Genomic DNA, 18,888 nt, shown 5'->3' with positions numbered 1-18,888 from the left:
CCTGGTCCTCCTCGCCCTGGTCGACCTCGCCGTGCACCGCCTGCCCGACGCCGTGACCCTCCCGCTCGCGGCGGTCACGGCCGCCCTGCTCGGGGTCGCCGCGGCCCTGCCCGGCGCCGCCGGCACCTGGCGCGCCGCGCTGCTGGGCGGCGCCGCCCTGGGCGGGGGGTACCTCGTCCTCTTCCTGATCCACCCGGCCGGCATGGGTTTCGGCGACGTCAAGCTGGCGCTCGCGCTGGGCGTCGCTCTTGGGTGGTACGGGTGGGGGGTATGGGCCGCCGGGGCCTTCCTCGGCTTCCTCTACGGCGCCGGATACGGCCTCGGCCTTGTGCTGCGCGGCCGGGCGGACCTCTCGGCGGCCTTCGCCTTCGGTCCCTTCATGGCGGCCGGGGCGTTCACCGGAGTGCTCCTGGGCGGACTCGGAGCGTAATCGTGGCGCGCCGATGCACGCAGCACGCTTTACGAAGGGTTATGGTGGAACCCCCCCCTCGGGCCGGTCCGTATCCCCCCCACGGACCGGCCCGTTTTCTGTCTCCGGCAAACCCGCAGGTCAGCCGGGGACCGCGGGCCTCAGCCGCGCTGGGCCCAGATGTTGGTGCCCGGCGTCGAGACGGCGAAGGAGTCGATCTCCTTCAGTTCCGCCTCCGTCAGCGGCGCGGCGGACAGCGCGGCGACGTTCTCCTCCAGCTGCTTCACGCTGGAGGCGCCGATCAGCGCCGAGGTCATCCGCTCGTCCCGCAGCACCCACGTCAGCGCCAGCTGGGCCAGGGACTGGCCGCGCCGCGCGGCGATCTCGTTCAGGCCGGTCAGCCGGCGCAGCACGTCCTCGGAGAGCAGGCCGGGGTCGAGCGACTTGCCCTGGGAGGCGCGGGAGCCCTGCGGCACCGAGCCCTGGAGGTACTTGCCGGTGAGCAGGCCCTGCGCGAGCGGCGCGAAGGCGATGCAGCCCATGCCGGCCTCCTCCAGCGCGTCGAGCAGGCCGTCGTCCTCCGTCCAGCGGTTGATCATGGAGTACGACGGCTGGTGGATCAGCGGGCGCACGCCCATCTCGCGCAGCAGGGCGACGGCCTCGCGGGTCTGCTCCGCCGTGTAGGAGGAGACGCCGACGTAGAGCGCCTTGCCCTGCTGGACGGCGGACGCGAGCGCGCCCATCGTCTCCTCCAGCGGGGTCTCCGGGTCGAAGCGGTGCGAGTAGAAGATGTCGACGTATTCGAGGCCCATCCGCTTCAGCGAGGCGTCGAGCGAGCCGAGCAGGTACTTGCGGCTGCCCCATTCGCCGTACGGCCCGGGGTGCATCAGGTAGCCGGCCTTGGTGGAGACCACCAGCTCCTCGCGGTAGGGCGCGAAGTCCTGCGCGAAGATCTTGCCGAAGTTCAGCTCGGCCGAGCCGGGCGGCGGCCCGTAGTTGTTGGCCAGGTCGAAGTGGGTCACGCCGAGGTCGAAGGCGCGGCGCAGAATGGCACGCTGGGACTCCAGGGACGTGTCGTCGCCGAAGTTGTGCCACAGGCCCAGGGAGATGGCGGGCAGCTTGAGGCCGCTGCGACCCGTGCGCCGGTAGGGCATGGAGTCGTAGCGAGAGGCGTCTGCCCGGTAGAGGTTGGTATTTGTCACGTTGTCCTCCCTATCACGGACTTGTGACAGACCGAGTTGGGCCAGGCCTCCCCGTCCGCAGTAATGTGGCGCAGTCGGGGGAGACCGCAATCGCACACGGGGGCATTGCACGGAGGGGCTGGAAGATCGTGAAGCTGCGCGACCTGGTGTACAAGCTCTATGCACGCCGGGTGGAGGGCCGCCTCGACCACGACGCGGTGCCCAAGCACATCGGCGTCATCCTGGACGGCAACCGGCGCTGGGCGAAGGCGTCCGGCGGCACGACCGTGCAGGGCCATCAGGCCGGGGCCGACAAGATCTACGAGCTGCTGGGCTGGTGCGACGAGACGGACGTCGAGGTCGTCACCCTGTGGATGCTCTCCACCGACAACCTGGACCGTCCCGAGGAAGAGCTGCGCCCGCTGCTCAACATCATCGAGAACACCGTCCGGGGCCTGGCCGCGGACGGCCGCTGGCGGGTCCACCACGTGGGCAACCTCGACATCCTGCCCGCGCAGACCCAGTCGGTGCTCAAGGAGGCCGAGCAGGCCACCCTCGACGTCAAGGGGATACTGGTCAACGTCGCCGTCGGCTACGGCGGCCGCCAGGAGATCGCCGACGCGGTGCGCTCGCTGCTGCTGGAGCACCACGAGAAGGGCACCTCGATCGAGGAGCTCGCCGAGATCCTGGACATCGACCACATCTCGGAGCACCTCTACACCCGCGGCCAGCCCGACCCGGACCTGGTGATCCGTACCAGCGGCGAGCAGCGGCTGTCCGGATTCATGCTCTGGCAGAGCGCCCACTCCGAGTACTACTTCTGCGAAGTCTTCTGGCCCGCCTTCCGCAAGGTCGACTTCCTGCGGGCGCTGCGCGACTACGCCGCCCGGCACCGGCGCTACGGGGTCTGACGGCCCTTCGGCCGGACCGACACGCCCCGCCCGCGAGGCTTTCACCAGGGATTCACCCAGCGTCCGTCATATGCCATGGCATGGCCAGGGGTGTTCGAGGGAATATCCCTAGCAGGTCGACGCCCGATCCACGGGTGTCGAGTCTCAGCGGACGGCATGGGGTCGTCCGCCCGGGAGGCCCTTTGCACCAGGACGCACGTGCCGATCGCACGGACGGAGTGGAGGGCCGGAAATCGGCCCTGGCATGGGTGCCGATGACCGGTCCGGTCTTCATGGCCCGACCTCTTCCGAGGGGGTACGTCCTTCCGTGGTGACCAGCACTAAGCGCCGCCTGAACGACAGGCGGACCTACGTCCTCGACACCAGCGTCCTGCTGGCAGACCCCAACGCCGTCACCCGCTTCGAGGAGCACGAGGTCGTGCTCCCGATCGTGGTGATCACCGAGTTGGAGGCCAAGAGGCACCATCCCGAACTCGGCTACTTCGCCCGCCAGGCGCTGCGCCTGCTGGACGACGTACGGGTGCGGTACGGGCGCCTCGACGCCCCGATCCCGATGGGCGACCTCGGCGGGTCCCTGCGTGTCGAGCTCAACCACTCCGACCCGGGTGTCCTGCCCGCCGGCTTCAGGCTGGGGGACAACGACTCGCGCATCCTCGCGGTCGCCCGCAACCTCCAGGCCGAGGGCTACGACGTCACGGTCGTCTCGAAGGATCTCCCGCTGCGCATCAAGGCCTCCTCCGTGGGCCTGCTCGCCGAGGAGTACCGCGCCGAGCTCGCCATCACCGGCGACGGCTGGACGGGTATGACCGAGCTCCCCCTCTCCGGGGAGCAGGTGGACCTCCTCTACTCCGAGGAGCGGCTGTACGTGCCCGAGGCCGCGGAACTGCCCGTGCACACGGGCCTGGTCCTGCAGTCCGAGCGGGGCAAGGCACTGGGCCGGGTCACCGCCGACGGCAACGTCCGCCTGGTCCGCGGCGACCGCGAGGCCTTCGGGCTTCACGGCCGCAGCGCCGAGCAGCGCATCGCGCTCGACCTGCTGCTCGACCCCGAGGTCGGGATCGTCTCCATGGGCGGCCGGGCCGGTACGGGCAAGTCGGCGCTGGCCCTGTGCGCGGGGCTGGAGGCGGTGCTGGAGCGCCGCCAGCACCAGAAGGTGATGGTCTTCCGGCCGCTGTACGCGGTGGGCGGGCAGGAGCTCGGCTATCTGCCGGGCGACCAGTCCGAGAAGATGAGCCCGTGGGCGCAGGCCGTCTTCGACACCCTCTCGTCGGTGGCGGGCCGCGAGGTCATCGAGGAGGTGCTCAGCCGCGGCATGCTGGAGGTGCTCCCGCTCACGCACATCCGGGGCCGCTCGCTGCACGACGCGTTCGTCATCGTGGACGAGGCCCAGTCGCTGGAACGGAACGTCCTGCTGACCGTTCTGTCCCGAATCGGCGCGAACAGCCGGGTCGTTCTCACCCATGACGTGGCACAACGGGACAATCTGCGCGTGGGGCGCTACGACGGAGTGGTCGCCGTGGTCGAGAAGTTGAAGGGCCATCCGCTCTTCGCCCACGTGACCTTGACGCGCTCCGAGCGTTCTCCCATCGCGGCCCTGGTCACGGAGATGCTCGAAACCCTCTGAAACACCCCGTAAGGGACGGAAGTTGGCGCCGTCCGGCAAAGGCAGAAGAGCCTAGCCGGGCGGCGCCTCGCTGCACAGGGGTTTCCAAGAACCCATGGCGACATGCCTGGTGTGACGTTTCCCACGCAACGGGGAATTGCCTTGCGGCGTCCGGCTCCGGCAGAGTCTGTTTTCCGTCAGGCCCCGCATACGGCACAGCTGTATCCACAACTCCATAGCCAACAGCCGTATGCCGCCCAGCAATGGGCCAGTCGCCTCCAGTGACCGCTGCACCAGGAGGCCCGCGCCAGGGGCAGATTCGCGGACGCTGCGGTCACCGAGGCGGACGCTGCTGGAAGGACATCGTGTGAGCCGGATCTCGGTCCGGGGAATCGCCGTGGCGTCTGCCACCGCGGTCACCACCGTCGGCGCTGTCGTGGGCGTCGCCACTGGCGACGGCCAGAACTCGAACGACCTGGAGACGACCGCGTCCGGCGCGACGCTCCTCGCGGACATCCCGGTCGGCGAGCACGCCTCGGTCCAGAACGCGTCCCTGACGCAGCAGGCCGACGCCATGGCCTACGCCGCCGACGCCGAGGCCAAGCGCTCGGCCGAGGAGTCCGCCCGGCTCCAGGCCGCCAAGGACGCCAAGGCGAAGAAGGCCGACGCCGAGGCCAAGGCGAAGAAGGAGCGCGAGGAGAAGGAGCAGGTCGCGAGCCGCTCCGCGACCCGCGACGCCTCCGACTTCGCGCCGCAGAGCTCCTACACGGTGGCCCAGGTCAAGGACATCGCCCGGCAGATCGTCCCGGGCGGCCAGTTCCAGTGCTTCTCGAACATCGTGAACCAGGAGTCCACCTGGAACTACAAGGCCGTCAACCCGTCCTCGGGCGCGTACGGTCTGGTCCAGGCGCTCCCGGGCTCGAAGATGGCCTCGGCCGGAGCCGACTGGCGCACCAACCCCGCCACCCAGATCCAGTGGGGTCTGAACTACATGAACGAGCGCTACGGCAGCCCGTGCGCGGCCTGGACCTTCCACCAGGCCAACGGCTGGTACTGAGGAACCCTCGCCGGGTACCCCTTCCCGCCGCCGCCCGAACCCCGGGAGCCCCGTACCGTCCTTCGGTGCGGGGCTCCTCGCGTGTACGGTCGACGGGGCGCGTCACGCGCGCAGGACAGGCGGTGGGGGTCCCCCCGGACCGGGTCCGGGGGAGAGAGGGACGTCGATGGACAAGGTGGCAGGCTGGCTCGCCCGGGCCGGCAAGAGACTGAGCCGCATGGAGGCCCGGCTCGCCGCGCGCCGGGCCGAGGTCGAGGCCGAGGCGGAAGACCTCGCGACGCCGCACGAAGCGCGCGCCGCGGCCGCTCCGGCCGCCCACGCGCCCCGTCCCGTGCCCGAGCCGGCGCCGTACCAGCGGGTGCGGCCGGACCCGGTGACCGTCGTGCCCTGGGGCATGCGGGTCGCGGCCGAGGTGAGCTGGCGGCTGCTGCTGCTCGCCGGGATGCTCTGGGTCCTGATGAAGGTGATCAGCGAGGTCCAACTCGTCGTCCTCGCCTTCGCCGCGGCCCTGCTGGTGACCGCCCTGCTCCAGCCCTTCGTCGTCCGGCTGCGCAAGCTCGGCCTGCCGCGGGGGCTGGCCACCGCCGTCACCGCCATCCTCGGCTTCGTGATCATCGGACTGGTCTTCTGGTTCGTGGTCTGGCAGGTCATGGAGAACGTCGACGACCTGTCCAACCGGGTCAAGGACGGCATCAACGAGCTCAAGCAGTGGGCGCTGGACAGTCCGTTCCACGTGACCCAGCAGCAGATCAACGACATCGCCAAGACCCTGACCGACACCATCGGCACCAACACCGAGCAGATCACCTCGGCCGGCCTCCAGGGCGTCACCGTCATGGTGGAGGTGCTGACCGGGATACTGCTCGCGATGTTCTGCACCCTCTTCCTGCTCTACGACGGCAAGCGGATCTGGAGCTGGGTGCTGGGCTGGGTGCCCGCGGCAGCCCGGCCGGGTCTGTCCGGTGCCGGCCCGCGGGCCTGGCGCACGCTGACGGCGTACGTGCGCGGCACCGTGATCGTGGCGCTGATCGACGCCATCTTCATCGGCCTCGGCATCTACTTCCTCGACGTCCCGCTCGCCGTGCCGCTCGCCGTCTTCATCTTCCTGTTCGCCTTCATCCCGCTCGTCGGCGCGGTGGTCTCCGGTGCGCTGGCGGTGGTCGTGGCCCTGGTGACGCAGGGCGTGTTCGCGGCGCTGATGGTGCTGCTCGTGGTCCTGGCCGTGCAGCAGCTCGAAGGGCACGTCCTCCAGCCGTTCATCCTCGGCCGGGCGGTGCGAGTGCACCCGCTGGCCGTGGTGCTCTCCGTGGCCGCCGGCGGGCTGGTCGCCGGGATCGGCGGCGCGGTGGTCGCCGTTCCGCTGGTCGCGGTCACCAACACCGTCGTCGGCTACCTGCGGGCGTACTCGCGGGAGGACGAGCTGCGCATCGGGCCCGGTCCGCACGGGGCGACGGCCCTGCCGCAGGCGCCGGTCGAGTACGGGGAGGGGCGTACCGGTGATCACGGAGCCTGAGTTCGACGGGTCGTTCGACCCCGGGGACCGGCCGTCGGAGGCGGCATCGGCGGACCCCGCCTTACCCCCCGCCTCCCGCAGCCGGCGCCCCTGGCTGTGGTCGCTGGGCGGCGCGCTGACCGCGTCCGCCGTGTGGGCGGCCGGGCTGTGGGCGGCGGGCGTGCCGGGGCCGGCGGAGCGGCCGGGCTACCGCTGGCCGGAGTACCTGTGCGACGAGTTCACGGCGCCGACGCTCAGCCGCTTGACCGGGATCGAGTTGACGAAGCACAAGCTGGACGCCAACCAGCCGCACCGGGCGGTGGACTGGTCGGGCTGCCAGCTCAGCGGCGAGCGCGACGGCATCCGCTACCTCGCCGTGGCCACGGTCGCCGTGCACCACGTGACCGACCCGGGCCCGGAGTTCGAGGTGGCCCGGCCGCACGACCCGCGGTACGACCCGTGGGTCGCGCAGGACGCCATGACGGTGGAGGCGGTGCCGGGGCTGGGGGAGCGTGCGCTGCTGAGTTACGACGGCCCCTACGACGCCCGCTTGCTGCGGGTTCTGGACGGCCGGGCGGTCTTCACCCTGACCTTCTCCGCACAGCCCGACTACCGCGAGGCGGGCCCGGAGGACATCCGGGACCCGGACCCGAAGGTCGACTTCACGGCGGCCCAGGCGGCGATGGCGGAGGACGTGCGGATCCTGATGCGGGCGCTGCGCACGTGACCGCGGAAGGGGCCCCCGGCGGATGCCAGGAGCCCCTTCGCGTGGCGTGCGTGCCGGCCGGCGGCACCGGGCGCCGGTGAACCGCCGCCGGCTGCCGCTGCCGGTTACTCGGCGGCTTCCAGCGCCGCCTCCGCGTCCAGGGTCACGGCGACCGCCTGGATCACCGAGGCGACCTTGAAGGCCTCCTGGATCGTCTCGCGCTCGACGCCGGCCTTGCGCAGGACCTGCTCGTGCGAGTCCAGGCACTGGCCGCAGCCGTTGATCGCGGAGACCGCGAGCGACCACAGCTCGAAGTCGACCTTCTCCACGCCCGGGTTGCCGATGACGTTCATCCGCAGCCCCGCGCGCAGGGTGCCGTACTCCGGGTCGGACAGGAGGTGGCGCGTGCGGTAGAAGACGTTGTTCATCGCCATGATCGCGGCCGCGGACTTGGCCGCGGTGTACGCCTCGGGCGAGAGGTTCGCCTTGGCCTCCGGCTCCAGCTCGCGCAGGACGCGCGGGGAGCGGGCGGCGATCGCGCAGGACAGGACGGTGCCCCACAGCTGCTGCTGCGAGAGGGTGTCCTGGTTGCCGACGACCGAGCCGAGGTTCAGCTTCAGGTCCTTGGCGAAGTCCGGTATGGCGGCCTTCAGCTCAGCGAGGGCCATGCTCACTCACCGGCCAGGAGCTTGCCGGCGTCGAGGGTGTCCTCGCCCTTGTTCCAGTTGCACGGGCACAGCTCGTCGGTCTGCAGGGCGTCCAGGACCCGCAGGACCTCCTTGGGGTTACGGCCGACGGAGCCGGCGGTCACCATGGTGAACTGGATCTCGTTGTTCGGGTCCACGATGAACACGGCGCGCTGCGCGAAGCCGTCCTCGCCCTGCACGCCGCAGGCCTGCATCAGCTCGTGCTTGGAGTCGGCCAGCATCGGGAAGGGCAGGTCACGCAGGTCGGCGTGGTCCTTGCGCCAGGCGTGGTGGACGAACTCGGAGTCGCCGGACACGCCGAGGATCTGGGCGTCGCGGTCGGCGAACTCGTCGTTCAGCTTGCCGAAGGCGGCGATCTCGGTGGGGCAGACGAAGGTGAAGTCCTTCGGCCAGAAGAACACCACGCGCCACTTGCCCTCGTAGGACTTGTGGTCGATCTGGGCGAACTCCTTGCCGGCCTCGAGCGAGACGCAGGCGGTCAGGTCGTAGGCGGGGAACTTGTCACCGACAGTGAGCACGTGCTCTCCTTGCTGACTGGAAAGGTACCCTTTTGGGGGCTTTCCGAGGGGGTTGGACGGATCTCACATGCTGGCACAGCTGCATTGATTGCGGAAATAGCTATTCTTGTGCCGGGTGATCGGAGGTACCTATCAGTGGCTGTCGGTAACAGAGGAGCGAAGCAGCCGACGCTGGCGCAGCTGCGCGCCTTCGCGGCGGTCGCCGAGCACCTGCACTTCCGGGACGCCGCCGCCGCGATCGGGATGAGCCAGCCCGCCCTGTCCGGCGCGGTCTCCGCGCTGGAGGAGGCGCTCGGCGTGCAGCTGCTGGAGCGCACCACCCGCAAGGTGCTGCTGTCCCCGGCGGGCGAACGGATCGCCGCCCGCGCCACGGCCGTCCTGGACGCGGTGTCGGGACTGCTGGAGGAGGCCGAGGCGGTGCGGGCGCCGTTCACCGGGGCGCTGCGCCTGGGCGTCATCCCGACCGTCGCGCCGTACCTGCTGCCCACGGTCCTCGGGCTGTTCCACCGCCGCTACCCCCGGCTCGACCTCCAGGTGCACGAGGAGCAGACCGCCTCGCTGCTGGACGGCCTGGCCGCCGGCCGGCTGGACCTGCTGCTGCTCGCCGTCCCCCTCGGCGTCCCCGGCGTCACCGAACTTCCGCTGTTCGACGAGGACTTCGTGCTGCTCGCGCCCCGCGACCATCCGCTGGCCGGGCGCCGGGACATCCCGCGCGAGGAACTGCGCGGACTGCACCTGCTGCTGCTCGACGAGGGGCACTGCCTGCGCGACCAGGCGCTGGACATCTGCCGGGAGGCCGGCCGCAGCGAGGGACCCGACGTGACCACCACCGCCGCGGGCCTGTCCACGCTCGTACAACTGGTCGCCGGGGGACTGGGCGTCACGCTGTTGCCGCGTACGGCGCTGCGCCTGGAGACCGCGCGCAACGAGTACCTGTCGACCGGCTACTTCGCCGAGCCCGCGCCCACCCGGCGGATCGCGTTCGCGATGCGCACCGGCACCGCCCGCCAGGCGGAGTTCACCACCCTGGCCGCCGCCCTGCGCGAGGCCGTGCGGCCGCTGCCGGTGTGGCCCGCGCAGTAGCGCCACGGGCCGCACCGGCGAGCGGCGCGCCAGGTCACTCCGTGCGCAGGCCGTCCGGGCGCGCCATCCGCAGCAGCGGCGGCAGGCTCAGCGCGGTGACCAGGGCGACCACGCCGGCGCCCACCCCGGTCAGCGCCGCGACCGGCCCCCAGTCGATGCGCACCGGGGCCGCGGCCATCCGCATCAGGACGACCCCCAGCCCGACCCCGAACACCGCGGCCAGCGCCATGCCCACCCCGACCGGCAGGGCCGTCTGCCACAGCACCGACAGGCTCAGCGTCGACCGCGGGGTGCCGAAGGCGACCAGCGACGACAGCAGCGCGCGGCGCTCGCGCAGCTGCTCCACCTGGGAGACCAGCAGGCTGGTGCCGATCAGGACCAGCACGGCGGTGGCCCCGAAGAACAGCCCGATCCGGACCGTCGAGTAGCCGGCGTCCCGCTTGGTCTGCGCCAGCGTCATGGCCGTCGACAGCGGAGAGGCCTTGTACGCGGCCGTACGGGCCCGCTCCAGCCCGTCGCCGTCGGTGTCCTCGGCCATCACGAAGATCTGCCGGGAGCCGTAGCCGCCGGTGTCGGCGGGCGCCACCGAGGGCGTCAGCAGCAGTCCGGCGCGCAGGGCCCCGACGGGGTCGGGGCGACTGGCCACGCGGGGCAGCTCGGCGGGGACCGTGAACGGCACCGGCGCGACCGCCTTCTCGTAGCCGCGTACGTTGCCCGCGAACAGCTTGTCGCCGGGCGCGGCCGTGCCCCCGTACGTCCGGGCGCGGTCGTCCGAGCCGGTGGCGAGGAAGGCGTCGCCGTCCTTGCAGGAGTCCAGGAGCGCGACCTCGCGCAGGGCCGCGCAGCTGCCGATGGTGACGTCGATCAGGCCGTCCTCGGCGGGAGCGGTGTGCGCCGCCTGCACCGAGCGCAGCGGCACCGCCCCGGTGATGCCCTCGTAGCCGGCGACCTGGCGGGCCAGCTGGTCCAGGTCGTCCTGGGCGTCGTCGCCGATCAGGATCGAGACGGCGGCGCGGCCCGGGTCCTGGCCGGTGTCCTTGGTGTAGTCGTCCTCGACGCCCGAGAAGAGCATCTGCAGGGCGATGGCGCCCGCGACGGCGACGGCGATGCCGTTGACCAGCCGGGCCGCCCCGGCGGTGTTGACCTGGAGCCGGCGCACGGCCAGCTGCCAGGAGACCGGCCCGCCGCCCATCCGGCCGACGAGCCGCTCCAGCAGCCAGGGCAGCAGCGCGGTGATGCCCACCAGCAGCAGCGCCACACCGGCGGTGACCTGCCAGCGGTTGAACTCCCCGCCGTCGTCCCCGCGGCCCGTCAGCGGCACCAGCAGGCCCAGTCCGGCCAGCGGCACCAGCAGCCGCCACCACAGCCGGCGCCGGGCCGGCTTCGCCGTCCGCACGACGCCCAGCGGTTCGATGACCACCCCGCGCAGCGCGAACAGGGTGACCCCCACGGCCGCCGCGGGCACCGCGACCGCCACCAGCGCGGCCAGCCACGGCGCCGGGTCGAGGTCGGCGGGGAAGACGCTGCGCTGCTGGATGTCGAAGCCGCCCACCACGGAGCGGGCGAGGACGAAGAAGCCGGCGCCCAGCACCAGCCCGGCCAGCGAGCCGGCCAGGGCCTCACCGGCGGCGATCCGGCGCACCATCCTGCTGTCCGCGCCGACCAGGCGCAGGGCGGCCAGCCGCCGGTCGCGGCGCTCGCCGCCGAAGCGGACGGCGGCCGCGATGAACACCGCGACGGGCAGCAGCAGCGCGACGAAGGTCAGGACGACCAGGAGGACCAGGACGGGGCCCAGCTTCTCGGTCTGCCGCTCGTAGGCGAACGCGGTGATCCGCTCGACCCGGGAGAAGCCCTCGACGGCCGGGCGCAGGCCCGACCGGCCGGAGTAGAAGAGCAGTTCGGCGGGGCCGGTCAGGCCCGCGTCGCCGACGGTCTGGGTGATCCGCCCGTCCAGGCGCTCGCGCAGCAGCGCGCCGTCGGGGGAGTCCAGCAGCCGCTTCAGGGCCGGGGAGACGGCCAGTTCCCCGGGGCCGGGCACCTGGGTCAGCCCCGGCGGGACCGGGGCGTCGGGCCCCTCGGCCTCCACCAGCACGCCCTCGATGTCCTTGCCGCGGTAGCTCTGGGCGGCCCGGGCGATCAGCAGGGTGTCCTGGCCGGGGTGCTCGGCGGTGGGGGAGCCGAGCCAGCTGCGGGCGTCGCCGCGGTCGGTCCGGGCGGCCAGCGCGCTCGGCAGCGCGGTGCTGATCAGCAGCAGGGCCACGCCCAGGCCCACGCCGACGCCGGTGAGCAGCGTACGGGTCCAGCCCTGGCGGCCGCCGGTGAAGGCGAACCGGGCGCCCATGGCCAGGTCCCGGAACCAGACGCGGAGGGCGCCGGTGCCGGCGCCGCTGTCACCGCCCGGACCGGTGCGGGCGGCGGGGGCGGTGGCGGGGGTGGTGCCGGTGCTCATATGGCGCGCTCCATGTCGCGGGAGCGGCCGTCGCGGACGACGATCTCGCGGTCGGACCACGCGGCGACCCGGGTCTCGTGGGTGACGAGGACGACGGCGGCGTTGGTGGACCGGGCGGCCTCGGTGAGCAGCTGCATCACCAGCTCGCCGTTGAGGGAGTCCAGCGCCCCGGTCGGCTCGTCGGCGAACAGCACCCGCGGCCCGGTGACCAGCGAGCGGGCCACGGCCACCCGCTGGCCCTGGCCGCCGGACACCTCGCCGGGCCGCTGCCCCGCGAGGTCCTCCACCTGGAGCTTCTCCATCCAGGCCAGGGCGGTGTGCTCGGCCTCCTTGCGCCGGACACCCGCCAGCCGCAGCGGCAGCGCCACGTTCTCCACGCAGGTGAGTTCCGGCACCAGCTGGCCGAACTGGAACACGAAGCCGAACTCGGTGCGCCGCAGGGCGCTGCGCTCGGCGTCGCTCATCGCCGTCAGCTCCCGGCCGGCGTACGTGACGGAGCCGGAGTCCGGCGGCACGATCCCGGCCAGGCAGTGCAGCAGGGTGGACTTGCCGGAGCCGGAGGGGCCCATCACGGCGACCACCTCGCCGGGGTGGACGGAGAAGTCGGCGCCGTCCAGGGCCTTGGTGGGGCCGTACGCCTTGTGCAGGCCGGTGGCGGCGAGCAGCGAGCCGGCGGGGGCGTGGGTCATCGGCGCACTTCCTTGGCGAGCTGGTCGAGGCGGGCGGCGGCGAGCTCCAGCCACCGCAGGTCCGCCTCCAGGTGGAACAGGGCGTGGTCGCAGACGAGCTGGTCGGCCAGGTCGCCCTTGCGCTTGCGGGTCGTCAGGATGCGCATCAGGCGCAGGTGTTCGGCCCGCTGGCCGTCGAGCAGGTCCTGGGCGCTGCGGCCGGTGAGCAGCGCGAGGACGACCTTGGTGTAGAGGGTGGACTGCAGGTACGGCTCGGGCTTCTCCGGCTGGCTCAGCCAGGTCTCGACGTCGGTGACCCCGGCGTCGGTGATGGCGTAGCGCTTGCGCTCGGGGCCGCCGCCGGGCTCGATGCCGTCGACCTCGACCAGGCCGTTCTTCAGCAGCCGGGACATGGTCGAGTAGACCTGGCCGTACGCGAGCGGCCGGTCGTGGCCGAACTTCTCGTCGAAGGCGCGCTTGAGGTCGTATCCGTGCCGGGGGCCGGCCTCCAGGAGGCCGAGCAGAGTGTGACCGATCGACATGCCCCGGACTCTACACCGTGTGTATACGCGCGGTGTATACCCGGCGTGCATACTGCCGCCGGCCGAGCGCCATCACGCCGCGCGGCGTGACGGCGCTCGGCCGGCGGGGCTATCCGGGGTCGGGGTCGGCCGGCCGGCGGGGCGGCCGGCCGCGCCGGGGGAGGGGGCCGGCGCCGCCGGGCAGGCGGCCGGCCTCGGTCAGGGCGCGGCGGAGCAGGAACTCGATCTGGGCGTTCGCGCTGCGCAGTTCGTCCCCGGCCCAGCGGGCGAGCGCCTCGTACACCTGGGGGTCCAGCCGCAGCAGCACCTGCTTGCGGGCGGCCTGGCGCCCCCCGCGGGCGGGGGGCGCGGGCTCCTGCTCGGCCGGGCTCACTGGTAGAGGGTGCCCGTGTTGACGACCGGCTGGGCGGCGCGGTCGCCGCACAGGACCACCATCAGGTTGGAGACCATGGAGGCCTTGCGCTCCGGGTCCAGGTCCACGATGTCCTCTTCGGCCAGACGGGTCAGGGCGAGCTCGACCATGCCCACCGCGCCCTCGACGATCTGCCGGCGGGCGGCGACGACCGCACCCGCCTGCTGGCGCTGGAGCATCGCCGAGGCGATCTCCGGAGCGTACGCGAGGTGCGTGAAGCGGGACTCGATGATCCGCACTCCGGCCGCCTCGACCCGGTCCTGGAGCTCGGACGCCAGCTTCTCGGTGATCTCCTCGGCGTTCTCGCGCAGCGACAGGCCGCCCTCGTCGTGGGAGTCGTAGGGGTACTCGATCGCGATGTGCCGGACGGCGGCCTCGGCCTGGGTCTCGACGAACTCCGCGAAGTCCTCGACCTCGAAGACGGCCCGGGCGGTGTCCTCGACCCGCCACACCACGACCGCCGCCAGCTCGATCGGGTTGCCGTAGGCGTCGTTGACCTTCAGGACGGCGGTCTCGTGGTTGCGGACCCGGGTGGAGACCGGCTCCCGCGAGGTCAGCGGGTTGACCCAGCGCAGGCCGTCGGTGCGGATGGTGCCGCGGTAGCGGCCGAAGAGCTGGACCACCCGGGCCTGGCCGGGCGCCACCATGTTCAGCCCGGTCATGGTGAAGACCGAGGCGAGCACCACGACGACGCCGAGCGGGATCAGCGTGGCCTTGAGCGCGGTCGTGGCGGCCGTGGCGCCGAACCCGATCGAGGCGATCCCGGCCAGTACGCCGACCAGGCCGAGCAGCAGGGCCAGGCCGCCGCCCATGCTGCGCGCGGGGAACTCCCGTACGGCCGGGGCCGCGGCCGCCGAGTCCTTGGAGCCAGTGATTCCGCTTCTGCTGTCATTCGTCATGGTGCGCCCCCGTTTGGTGTGGGTCGTTCGGTCGGAACGTCTAGCAAAGTGATATCACTTTTTTCGTCGACAGCAACCCTTGGGCCGCGATACGCGTCGGTTCCATCGGTGTGGGTGCTGATTCTCACGTCCGAATTGACCGGTATTGGCCATGGTTGGCCAACGTTTGTCACAACCTGCGGTGTTAGTTTTCGGAGCTGACGTCGGGGGGAAACCGAGCGGAGCGGGAGCGATGGGCCGAGCAGAAGCGCGACGGGGCCGCAGGCCCAAGAAGACCGGCATACGCCGGTTCTTCACCTGGCGGAAGATCGTCGGCACGTTCTTCGGGATGGTCCTGCTCGGCATCGCCGCGCTCGTCGGCCTGTACTTCTACGTCGACAAGCCCGACCCGAACGCGGAGGCGACGCTCCAGAGCAACATCTACAAGTTCGCCGACGGCTCGATCATGACGCGCACCGGCAAGGTCAACCGCGAGATCCTGCCGATCGACAAGATCCCGATGCACACCCAGAACGCGTTCATCGCGGCCGAGAACAAGAGCTTCCGCGAGGACAGCGGCATCGACGTCAAGGGGCTCGGCCGCGCCGCGCTCCAGGCCGTCACGGGAGGCCGGAAGTCCGGTGGTTCGACCATCACCCAGCAGTACGTCAAGAACTACTACCTGAACCAGGACCAGACGGTCACCCGCAAGCTCAAGGAGCTGGTGATCTCGCTCAAGGTCGACCAGGAGATGGAGAAGCCCGAGATCCTCGCGGGCTACATGAACACCAGTTACTTCGGCCGCAACGCCTACGGCGTCCAGGCCGCCGCCCAGGCCTACTACGGCGTCAACGCCGATCAGCTCACCATCGAGCAGAGCGCCTACCTCGCCGCGCTCCTCCAGGCCCCCAGCCAGTACGACTGGGCCGTCGCCAGCGAGACCTCCAAGACGCTGGTCACCGACCGCTTCAACTACGTCCTGAACAACATGGTCGAGATGGGCGTGCTGGACCAGGCCAAGCGCGCGGGCATGCAGTTCCAGCAGCCGAACAAGCCCAAGGCGGCCCCCGGCATGGAGGGCCAGAAGGGCTACCTGATCGAGGCCGCGAACGCCGAGATGCGGCGCCAGGGCGTCTCCGCCGAGCAGATCCAGGCCGGCGGCTGGACCATCGAGCTGACCATCGACCCCAAGAAGCAGGCAGCGCTGGAGAAGGCCGTCCAGGACGAGCTGGAGTCCAAGCTCGACCGCAAGGACACCAAGCGCCGCCCGGTCGACCAGAACGTCCAGGCCGGCGCCACCTCGGTGGACCCCAAGACCGGCGCCATCGTCGCGATGTACGGCGGCACCGGCCAGCAGGACCACTGGGCCAGCAACGCCCTGCGCACCGACTTCCAGCCGGGCTCGACCTTCAAGCCGATCGTGCTGGCCTCGGCCCTGCAGAACAAGTCCCGCACCCAGGACGGCAAGCCGATCACCCCGAACGCGCTCTACGACGGCACCAGCGGCCGCCCCGTGGTCGGCAGCGACGTCCCCTTCGCCCCGCAGAACCAGGACCAGCAGGACTACAAGACAGGTGACAGCCCGCTGATCACCGTCCAGAAGGCCACCAACTCCTCGGTCAACTCCGTCTACGCCCAGATGATCGTGGACGTGAAGCCGCAGAACGTGAAGAAGACCGCGCTCGCGCTCGGCATGAAGGACCGCGAGGGCTGGCCGGAGGACAAGCCGGCGATGGCGCTGGGCACGATGAGCGCCAACACCGTCGAGATGGCCGGCGTCTACGCCACCTTCGACAACCACGGCAAGAAGGTCACCCCGACCATCATCAAGAAGGCCGAGCACGCCTACCGCGAGTACACCCCGGTCCAGGCCGTCGGCGCGCAGGTGATCGACAGCTCCACCGCCGACACCGTCACCAAGGTGCTCACGGGCGTCGTCAACGACGGCTCCGGCAGCACGGTCCGGTCCAGCGCCTACGAAGCGGCCGGCAAGACCGGTACCACCGAGTCCAACGTGGCCGCCTGGTTCACCGCGTACACCCCGGAGCTGGTCACCGTCGTCGCGATGTTCGGCGAGGAGCCCGGCACCGGCAAGCAGGTCACGCTGACCGGTACCGCGGGCGGTGGCCGGGCCGGCGGTTCCAGCTTCCCGGCCGACGTCTGGAAGGCGTACACGCTGGCCGCGCTCAAGGGCGCCAAGACCGGGCAGTTCGACCTGGACGACGCCGAGATGGGCGAGCCGGTCCTGCCGCCGAGCCCGCGGACCACGGTCTCGCCGTCGGTCACCAGGACCCCGGACCCGACCACCAGCGCCACCCGGAGCCCGGGCACGACCAGCCCGAACCCGACCGGCAGCACCTCGACCAAGCCGGACCCGACCAACACGCCGAAGCCGCCGGACCCGACGCTCACGCCGAAGCCGCCGGTCCCGCCGACCGACACGGCCCGCCCGCCCAGGCCCTGAGGCCTGCCGTCGAACTGCTGCCCGCCCCGCGGCGCCTCAGGCGCGCGGGCCGGGCAGCGGCAGTTCGAACCAGACGACCTTGCCGCTGCTCAGCCGGGTCGCGCCCCAGCGCCGGGCCATCCGGTTGACCAGGAACAGCCCGCGGCCGCCCTCGTCGGTGTCCCGGGCCCGGCGCTGGCGGGGCAGCTGCGGGGAGTCGTCGCCGACCTCGCAGCGCAGCACGTCCGTGCGCAGCAGCCGCAGCGTCACGGGCCGTTCGGCGTACCGGACGGCGTTGGTGACCACCTCGCTGACCAGCAGCTCCAGCGAGTCACCGAGATCCTCCAGGCCCCACCGCGACAGCGCGCGGCGGGCGAACCGGCGGGCCCGGCCCGGCGCGGTCTCCTCGGGGTCCAGGAACCAGTACGCGACGTCGCTGGGCGCGATCCCGTCGAACCGGGCGGCGAGCAGGGCGATGTCGTCGTCCCGGTCGCCGGGGCCCAGCATGTCCAGGACGTCGTCGCAGAGCGCCTCCAGCGGCGGCGGATGGTCCAGCCCCGTCAGCTGGGCGGTGGCCGCCAGCCGCTCGCGCAGCTGCTCGATGCCGGTCCACACGTCCCGCAGCCGGGACTCCACCAGCCCGTCGGTGTACAGCAGCAAGGTGGCCCCCGCCGGGGCGTCCAGCTCCACGGCCTCGAAGTCGACGCCGCCGACCCCGATGGGCGCGCCGGGCGGCACCCGCAGCACCTCGGCCCGCCCGCCCAGGTGCAGCAGGACCGGCGGCGGGTGACCGGCGTTGGCGATGGTGATCCGGTGCGAGACCGGGTCGTAGACGGCGTACAGGCAGGTGGCCATCCGGTCGGAGCCCAGCCGCTGGGCCTGCTCGTCGAGATGGTGCAGCACCTCGGCCGGCGGCAGGTCGAGCTGGGCCAGGGTCTGCGCCGTGGTCCGCAGCTGGCCCATGATGGCCGCGGAGGTCATGGAGTGGCCCATGACGTCGCCGACCACGAGGGCGACCCGGCTGCCGGGCAGCGGTATGGCGTCGTACCAGTCCCCGCCGACCCGGGCGGTCTCGGCGGCGGGCAGGTAGCGGGAGGCCAGCCGGACGCCGGTGGGCTGGGGCAGGCTGTCGGGCAGCATGGTCCGCTGCAGCTCGTCGGCGATGTACGCCTCGCGGCCGTAGAGCACGGCCTTGTCGATGCCCAGAGCGGTGTGCGTGGCCAGCTGGGCGGCCACCAGCAGGTCGTTCTGCTCGAACGCGGGCCGCTCGGGCGTCCGCAGGAAGACGGCCGCGCCGATGACGCGGCGCCGGCCGCGCAGCGGGGCGAGGATGGCGCGCTGGCCGCGCGGCACCGGGTGCTCGGCGCCGAGCAGCTCCGGCAGCGCGGCCCGGGCGGCGGCGGAGGAGCCGAAGACCGGCCGGACCCCGCGCAGCACCTCGTCCAGCGCCCCGCCGGCGAGGATCTCGCACAGCTCGGCGGCCGGCAGGTCGCCCTGCGGGCCCACCAGCGGCAGCTGGCTGAAGTCGAACTCCCCGGGGACCCCCGCGGCCCCGGCGAGGTCCAGCCCGCCCCCGACGGTGTGGTCGGTCAGGTCGTCGATCGGCCGGAGCCGGTCGGTCCGCCGCAGCCTTAAGACGACCGGGCCGACCGGCCGTTCGTCGCCGACGGGCAGCGGGTCGCGCAGGTACACCAGGATGGCGTCCGAGAACGTCGGCACCGTGGCCCGGCACAGGCCGAGCACGATCTCGTCGAGGTCGATGCCGCGGGCGATCCGCCGGGTCGCGGCCCCCACGAAGCGCAGCCGGTCGCCCTCGCGGCGCGCGAGGC

At 72.1% G+C, this 18,888-nt stretch carries 17 protein-coding genes; 8 read left to right on the top strand and 9 right to left on the bottom strand.

Features of this window, described 5'->3' with window-relative positions:
• Nucleotides 1-430, top strand: a 430-nt coding sequence (locus LG632_RS23310) for a prepilin peptidase (RefSeq protein ID WP_226729382.1), incomplete at its 5' end; no start/stop codon positions are given.
• A gap of 140 nt (nucleotides 431-570) precedes the next feature.
• Here the strand turns inward: LG632_RS23310 and mgrA are convergent.
• Entirely contained in the window at nucleotides 571-1,611 is a 1,041-nt protein-coding gene (gene mgrA, locus LG632_RS23305; protein WP_226729381.1) for an L-glyceraldehyde 3-phosphate reductase, read from the bottom strand.
• 128 nt (nucleotides 1,612-1,739) lie between these two features.
• Between mgrA and LG632_RS23300 the strand changes: the two genes are divergently transcribed.
• From LG632_RS23300 to LG632_RS23280, 5 genes are all read left to right on the top strand, one after another.
• Entirely contained in the window at nucleotides 1,740-2,501 is a 762-nt protein-coding gene (locus LG632_RS23300; protein WP_226729380.1) for an isoprenyl transferase, read from the top strand.
• Nucleotides 2,502-2,808: 307 nt separating this feature from the next.
• On the top strand, nucleotides 2,809-4,125 hold the full coding sequence (phoH2, locus tag LG632_RS23295; RefSeq protein WP_226729379.1) for an RNA 5'-3' helicase PhoH2: 1,317 nt from the start codon (nucleotides 2,809-2,811) through the stop codon (nucleotides 4,123-4,125).
• Between the two features lie 346 nt (nucleotides 4,126-4,471).
• The gene (locus LG632_RS23290) at nucleotides 4,472-5,161 is read left to right on the top strand and encodes an aggregation-promoting factor C-terminal-like domain-containing protein (protein WP_226729378.1); all 690 of its coding nucleotides are present in this window, start codon (nucleotides 4,472-4,474) and stop codon (nucleotides 5,159-5,161) included.
• A 166-nt stretch (nucleotides 5,162-5,327) separates the two neighbouring features.
• A complete protein-coding gene (locus LG632_RS23285) occupies nucleotides 5,328-6,674 on the top strand; it encodes an AI-2E family transporter (RefSeq protein ID WP_226729377.1) in 1,347 nt (448 codons plus the stop codon).
• Nucleotides 6,658-7,380, top strand: coding sequence for a hypothetical protein (locus LG632_RS23280; RefSeq protein ID WP_226729376.1), 723 nt, complete (start codon nucleotides 6,658-6,660; stop codon nucleotides 7,378-7,380). The genes LG632_RS23285 and LG632_RS23280 overlap by 17 nt, the downstream gene beginning before the upstream one ends.
• A 104-nt stretch (nucleotides 7,381-7,484) precedes the next feature.
• Here LG632_RS23280 and LG632_RS23275 read toward each other — a convergent pair whose 3' ends face one another.
• A complete protein-coding gene (locus LG632_RS23275; RefSeq protein ID WP_226729375.1) occupies nucleotides 7,485-8,027 on the bottom strand; it encodes an alkyl hydroperoxide reductase in 543 nt (180 codons plus the stop codon).
• A 2-nt stretch (nucleotides 8,028-8,029) separates the two neighbouring features.
• Nucleotides 8,030-8,584, bottom strand: a complete 555-nt coding sequence (locus LG632_RS23270) for a peroxiredoxin (RefSeq protein WP_226729374.1) — start codon at nucleotides 8,582-8,584, stop codon at nucleotides 8,030-8,032.
• Between the two features lie 135 nt (nucleotides 8,585-8,719).
• On the opposite strand from LG632_RS23270, the gene LG632_RS23265 reads away from it, so the two are divergent.
• On the top strand, nucleotides 8,720-9,667 hold the full coding sequence (locus LG632_RS23265; RefSeq protein ID WP_226729373.1) for a hydrogen peroxide-inducible genes activator: 948 nt from the start codon (nucleotides 8,720-8,722) through the stop codon (nucleotides 9,665-9,667).
• A gap of 34 nt (nucleotides 9,668-9,701) precedes the next feature.
• On the opposite strand, the gene LG632_RS23260 is transcribed toward LG632_RS23265, so the two are convergent.
• The 5 genes from LG632_RS23260 to LG632_RS23240 form a co-directional block, all read right to left on the bottom strand.
• A complete protein-coding gene (locus LG632_RS23260; RefSeq protein ID WP_308108999.1) occupies nucleotides 9,702-12,116 on the bottom strand; it encodes an FtsX-like permease family protein in 2,415 nt (804 codons plus the stop codon).
• Nucleotides 12,113-12,805, bottom strand: a complete 693-nt coding sequence (locus LG632_RS23255) for an ABC transporter ATP-binding protein (protein ID WP_226729372.1) — start codon at nucleotides 12,803-12,805, stop codon at nucleotides 12,113-12,115. Before LG632_RS23255 ends, LG632_RS23260 begins: the two co-directional genes overlap by 4 nt.
• Nucleotides 12,802-13,326 carry a PadR family transcriptional regulator gene (locus tag LG632_RS23250; RefSeq protein WP_226729371.1) on the bottom strand — a complete coding sequence of 175 codons (525 nt, stop codon included), beginning with the start codon at nucleotides 13,324-13,326 and terminating at the stop codon, nucleotides 12,802-12,804. The genes LG632_RS23255 and LG632_RS23250 overlap by 4 nt, the downstream gene beginning before the upstream one ends.
• Before the next feature lie 109 nt (nucleotides 13,327-13,435).
• The gene (locus tag LG632_RS23245; RefSeq protein WP_226729370.1) at nucleotides 13,436-13,699 is read right to left on the bottom strand and encodes a type II toxin-antitoxin system antitoxin; all 264 of its coding nucleotides are present in this window, start codon (nucleotides 13,697-13,699) and stop codon (nucleotides 13,436-13,438) included.
• Nucleotides 13,696-14,637, bottom strand: a complete 942-nt coding sequence (locus LG632_RS23240) for an SPFH domain-containing protein (RefSeq protein WP_226729369.1) — start codon at nucleotides 14,635-14,637, stop codon at nucleotides 13,696-13,698. Before LG632_RS23240 ends, LG632_RS23245 begins: the two co-directional genes overlap by 4 nt.
• Before the next feature lie 232 nt (nucleotides 14,638-14,869).
• Here LG632_RS23240 and LG632_RS23235 point away from each other — a divergent pair, with 232 nt between their 5' ends.
• Nucleotides 14,870-17,080, top strand: a complete 2,211-nt coding sequence (locus LG632_RS23235; protein ID WP_226729368.1) for a transglycosylase domain-containing protein — start codon at nucleotides 14,870-14,872, stop codon at nucleotides 17,078-17,080.
• A gap of 36 nt (nucleotides 17,081-17,116) precedes the next feature.
• Here the strand turns inward: LG632_RS23235 and LG632_RS23230 are convergent.
• Nucleotides 17,117-18,888: ATP-binding SpoIIE family protein phosphatase (locus tag LG632_RS23230; RefSeq protein WP_226729367.1), on the bottom strand; the 1,772-nt coding region annotated here is incomplete at its 5' end.

It is taken from the genome of Streptomyces antimicrobicus (assembly GCF_020532625.1).
In the GTDB taxonomy this organism is placed as follows: domain Bacteria; phylum Actinomycetota; class Actinomycetes; order Streptomycetales; family Streptomycetaceae; genus Streptomyces; species Streptomyces antimicrobicus.
The sequence above is the reverse complement of the archived record's forward strand: the minus strand, read 5'-3'. Positions and strand labels throughout refer to the sequence as shown.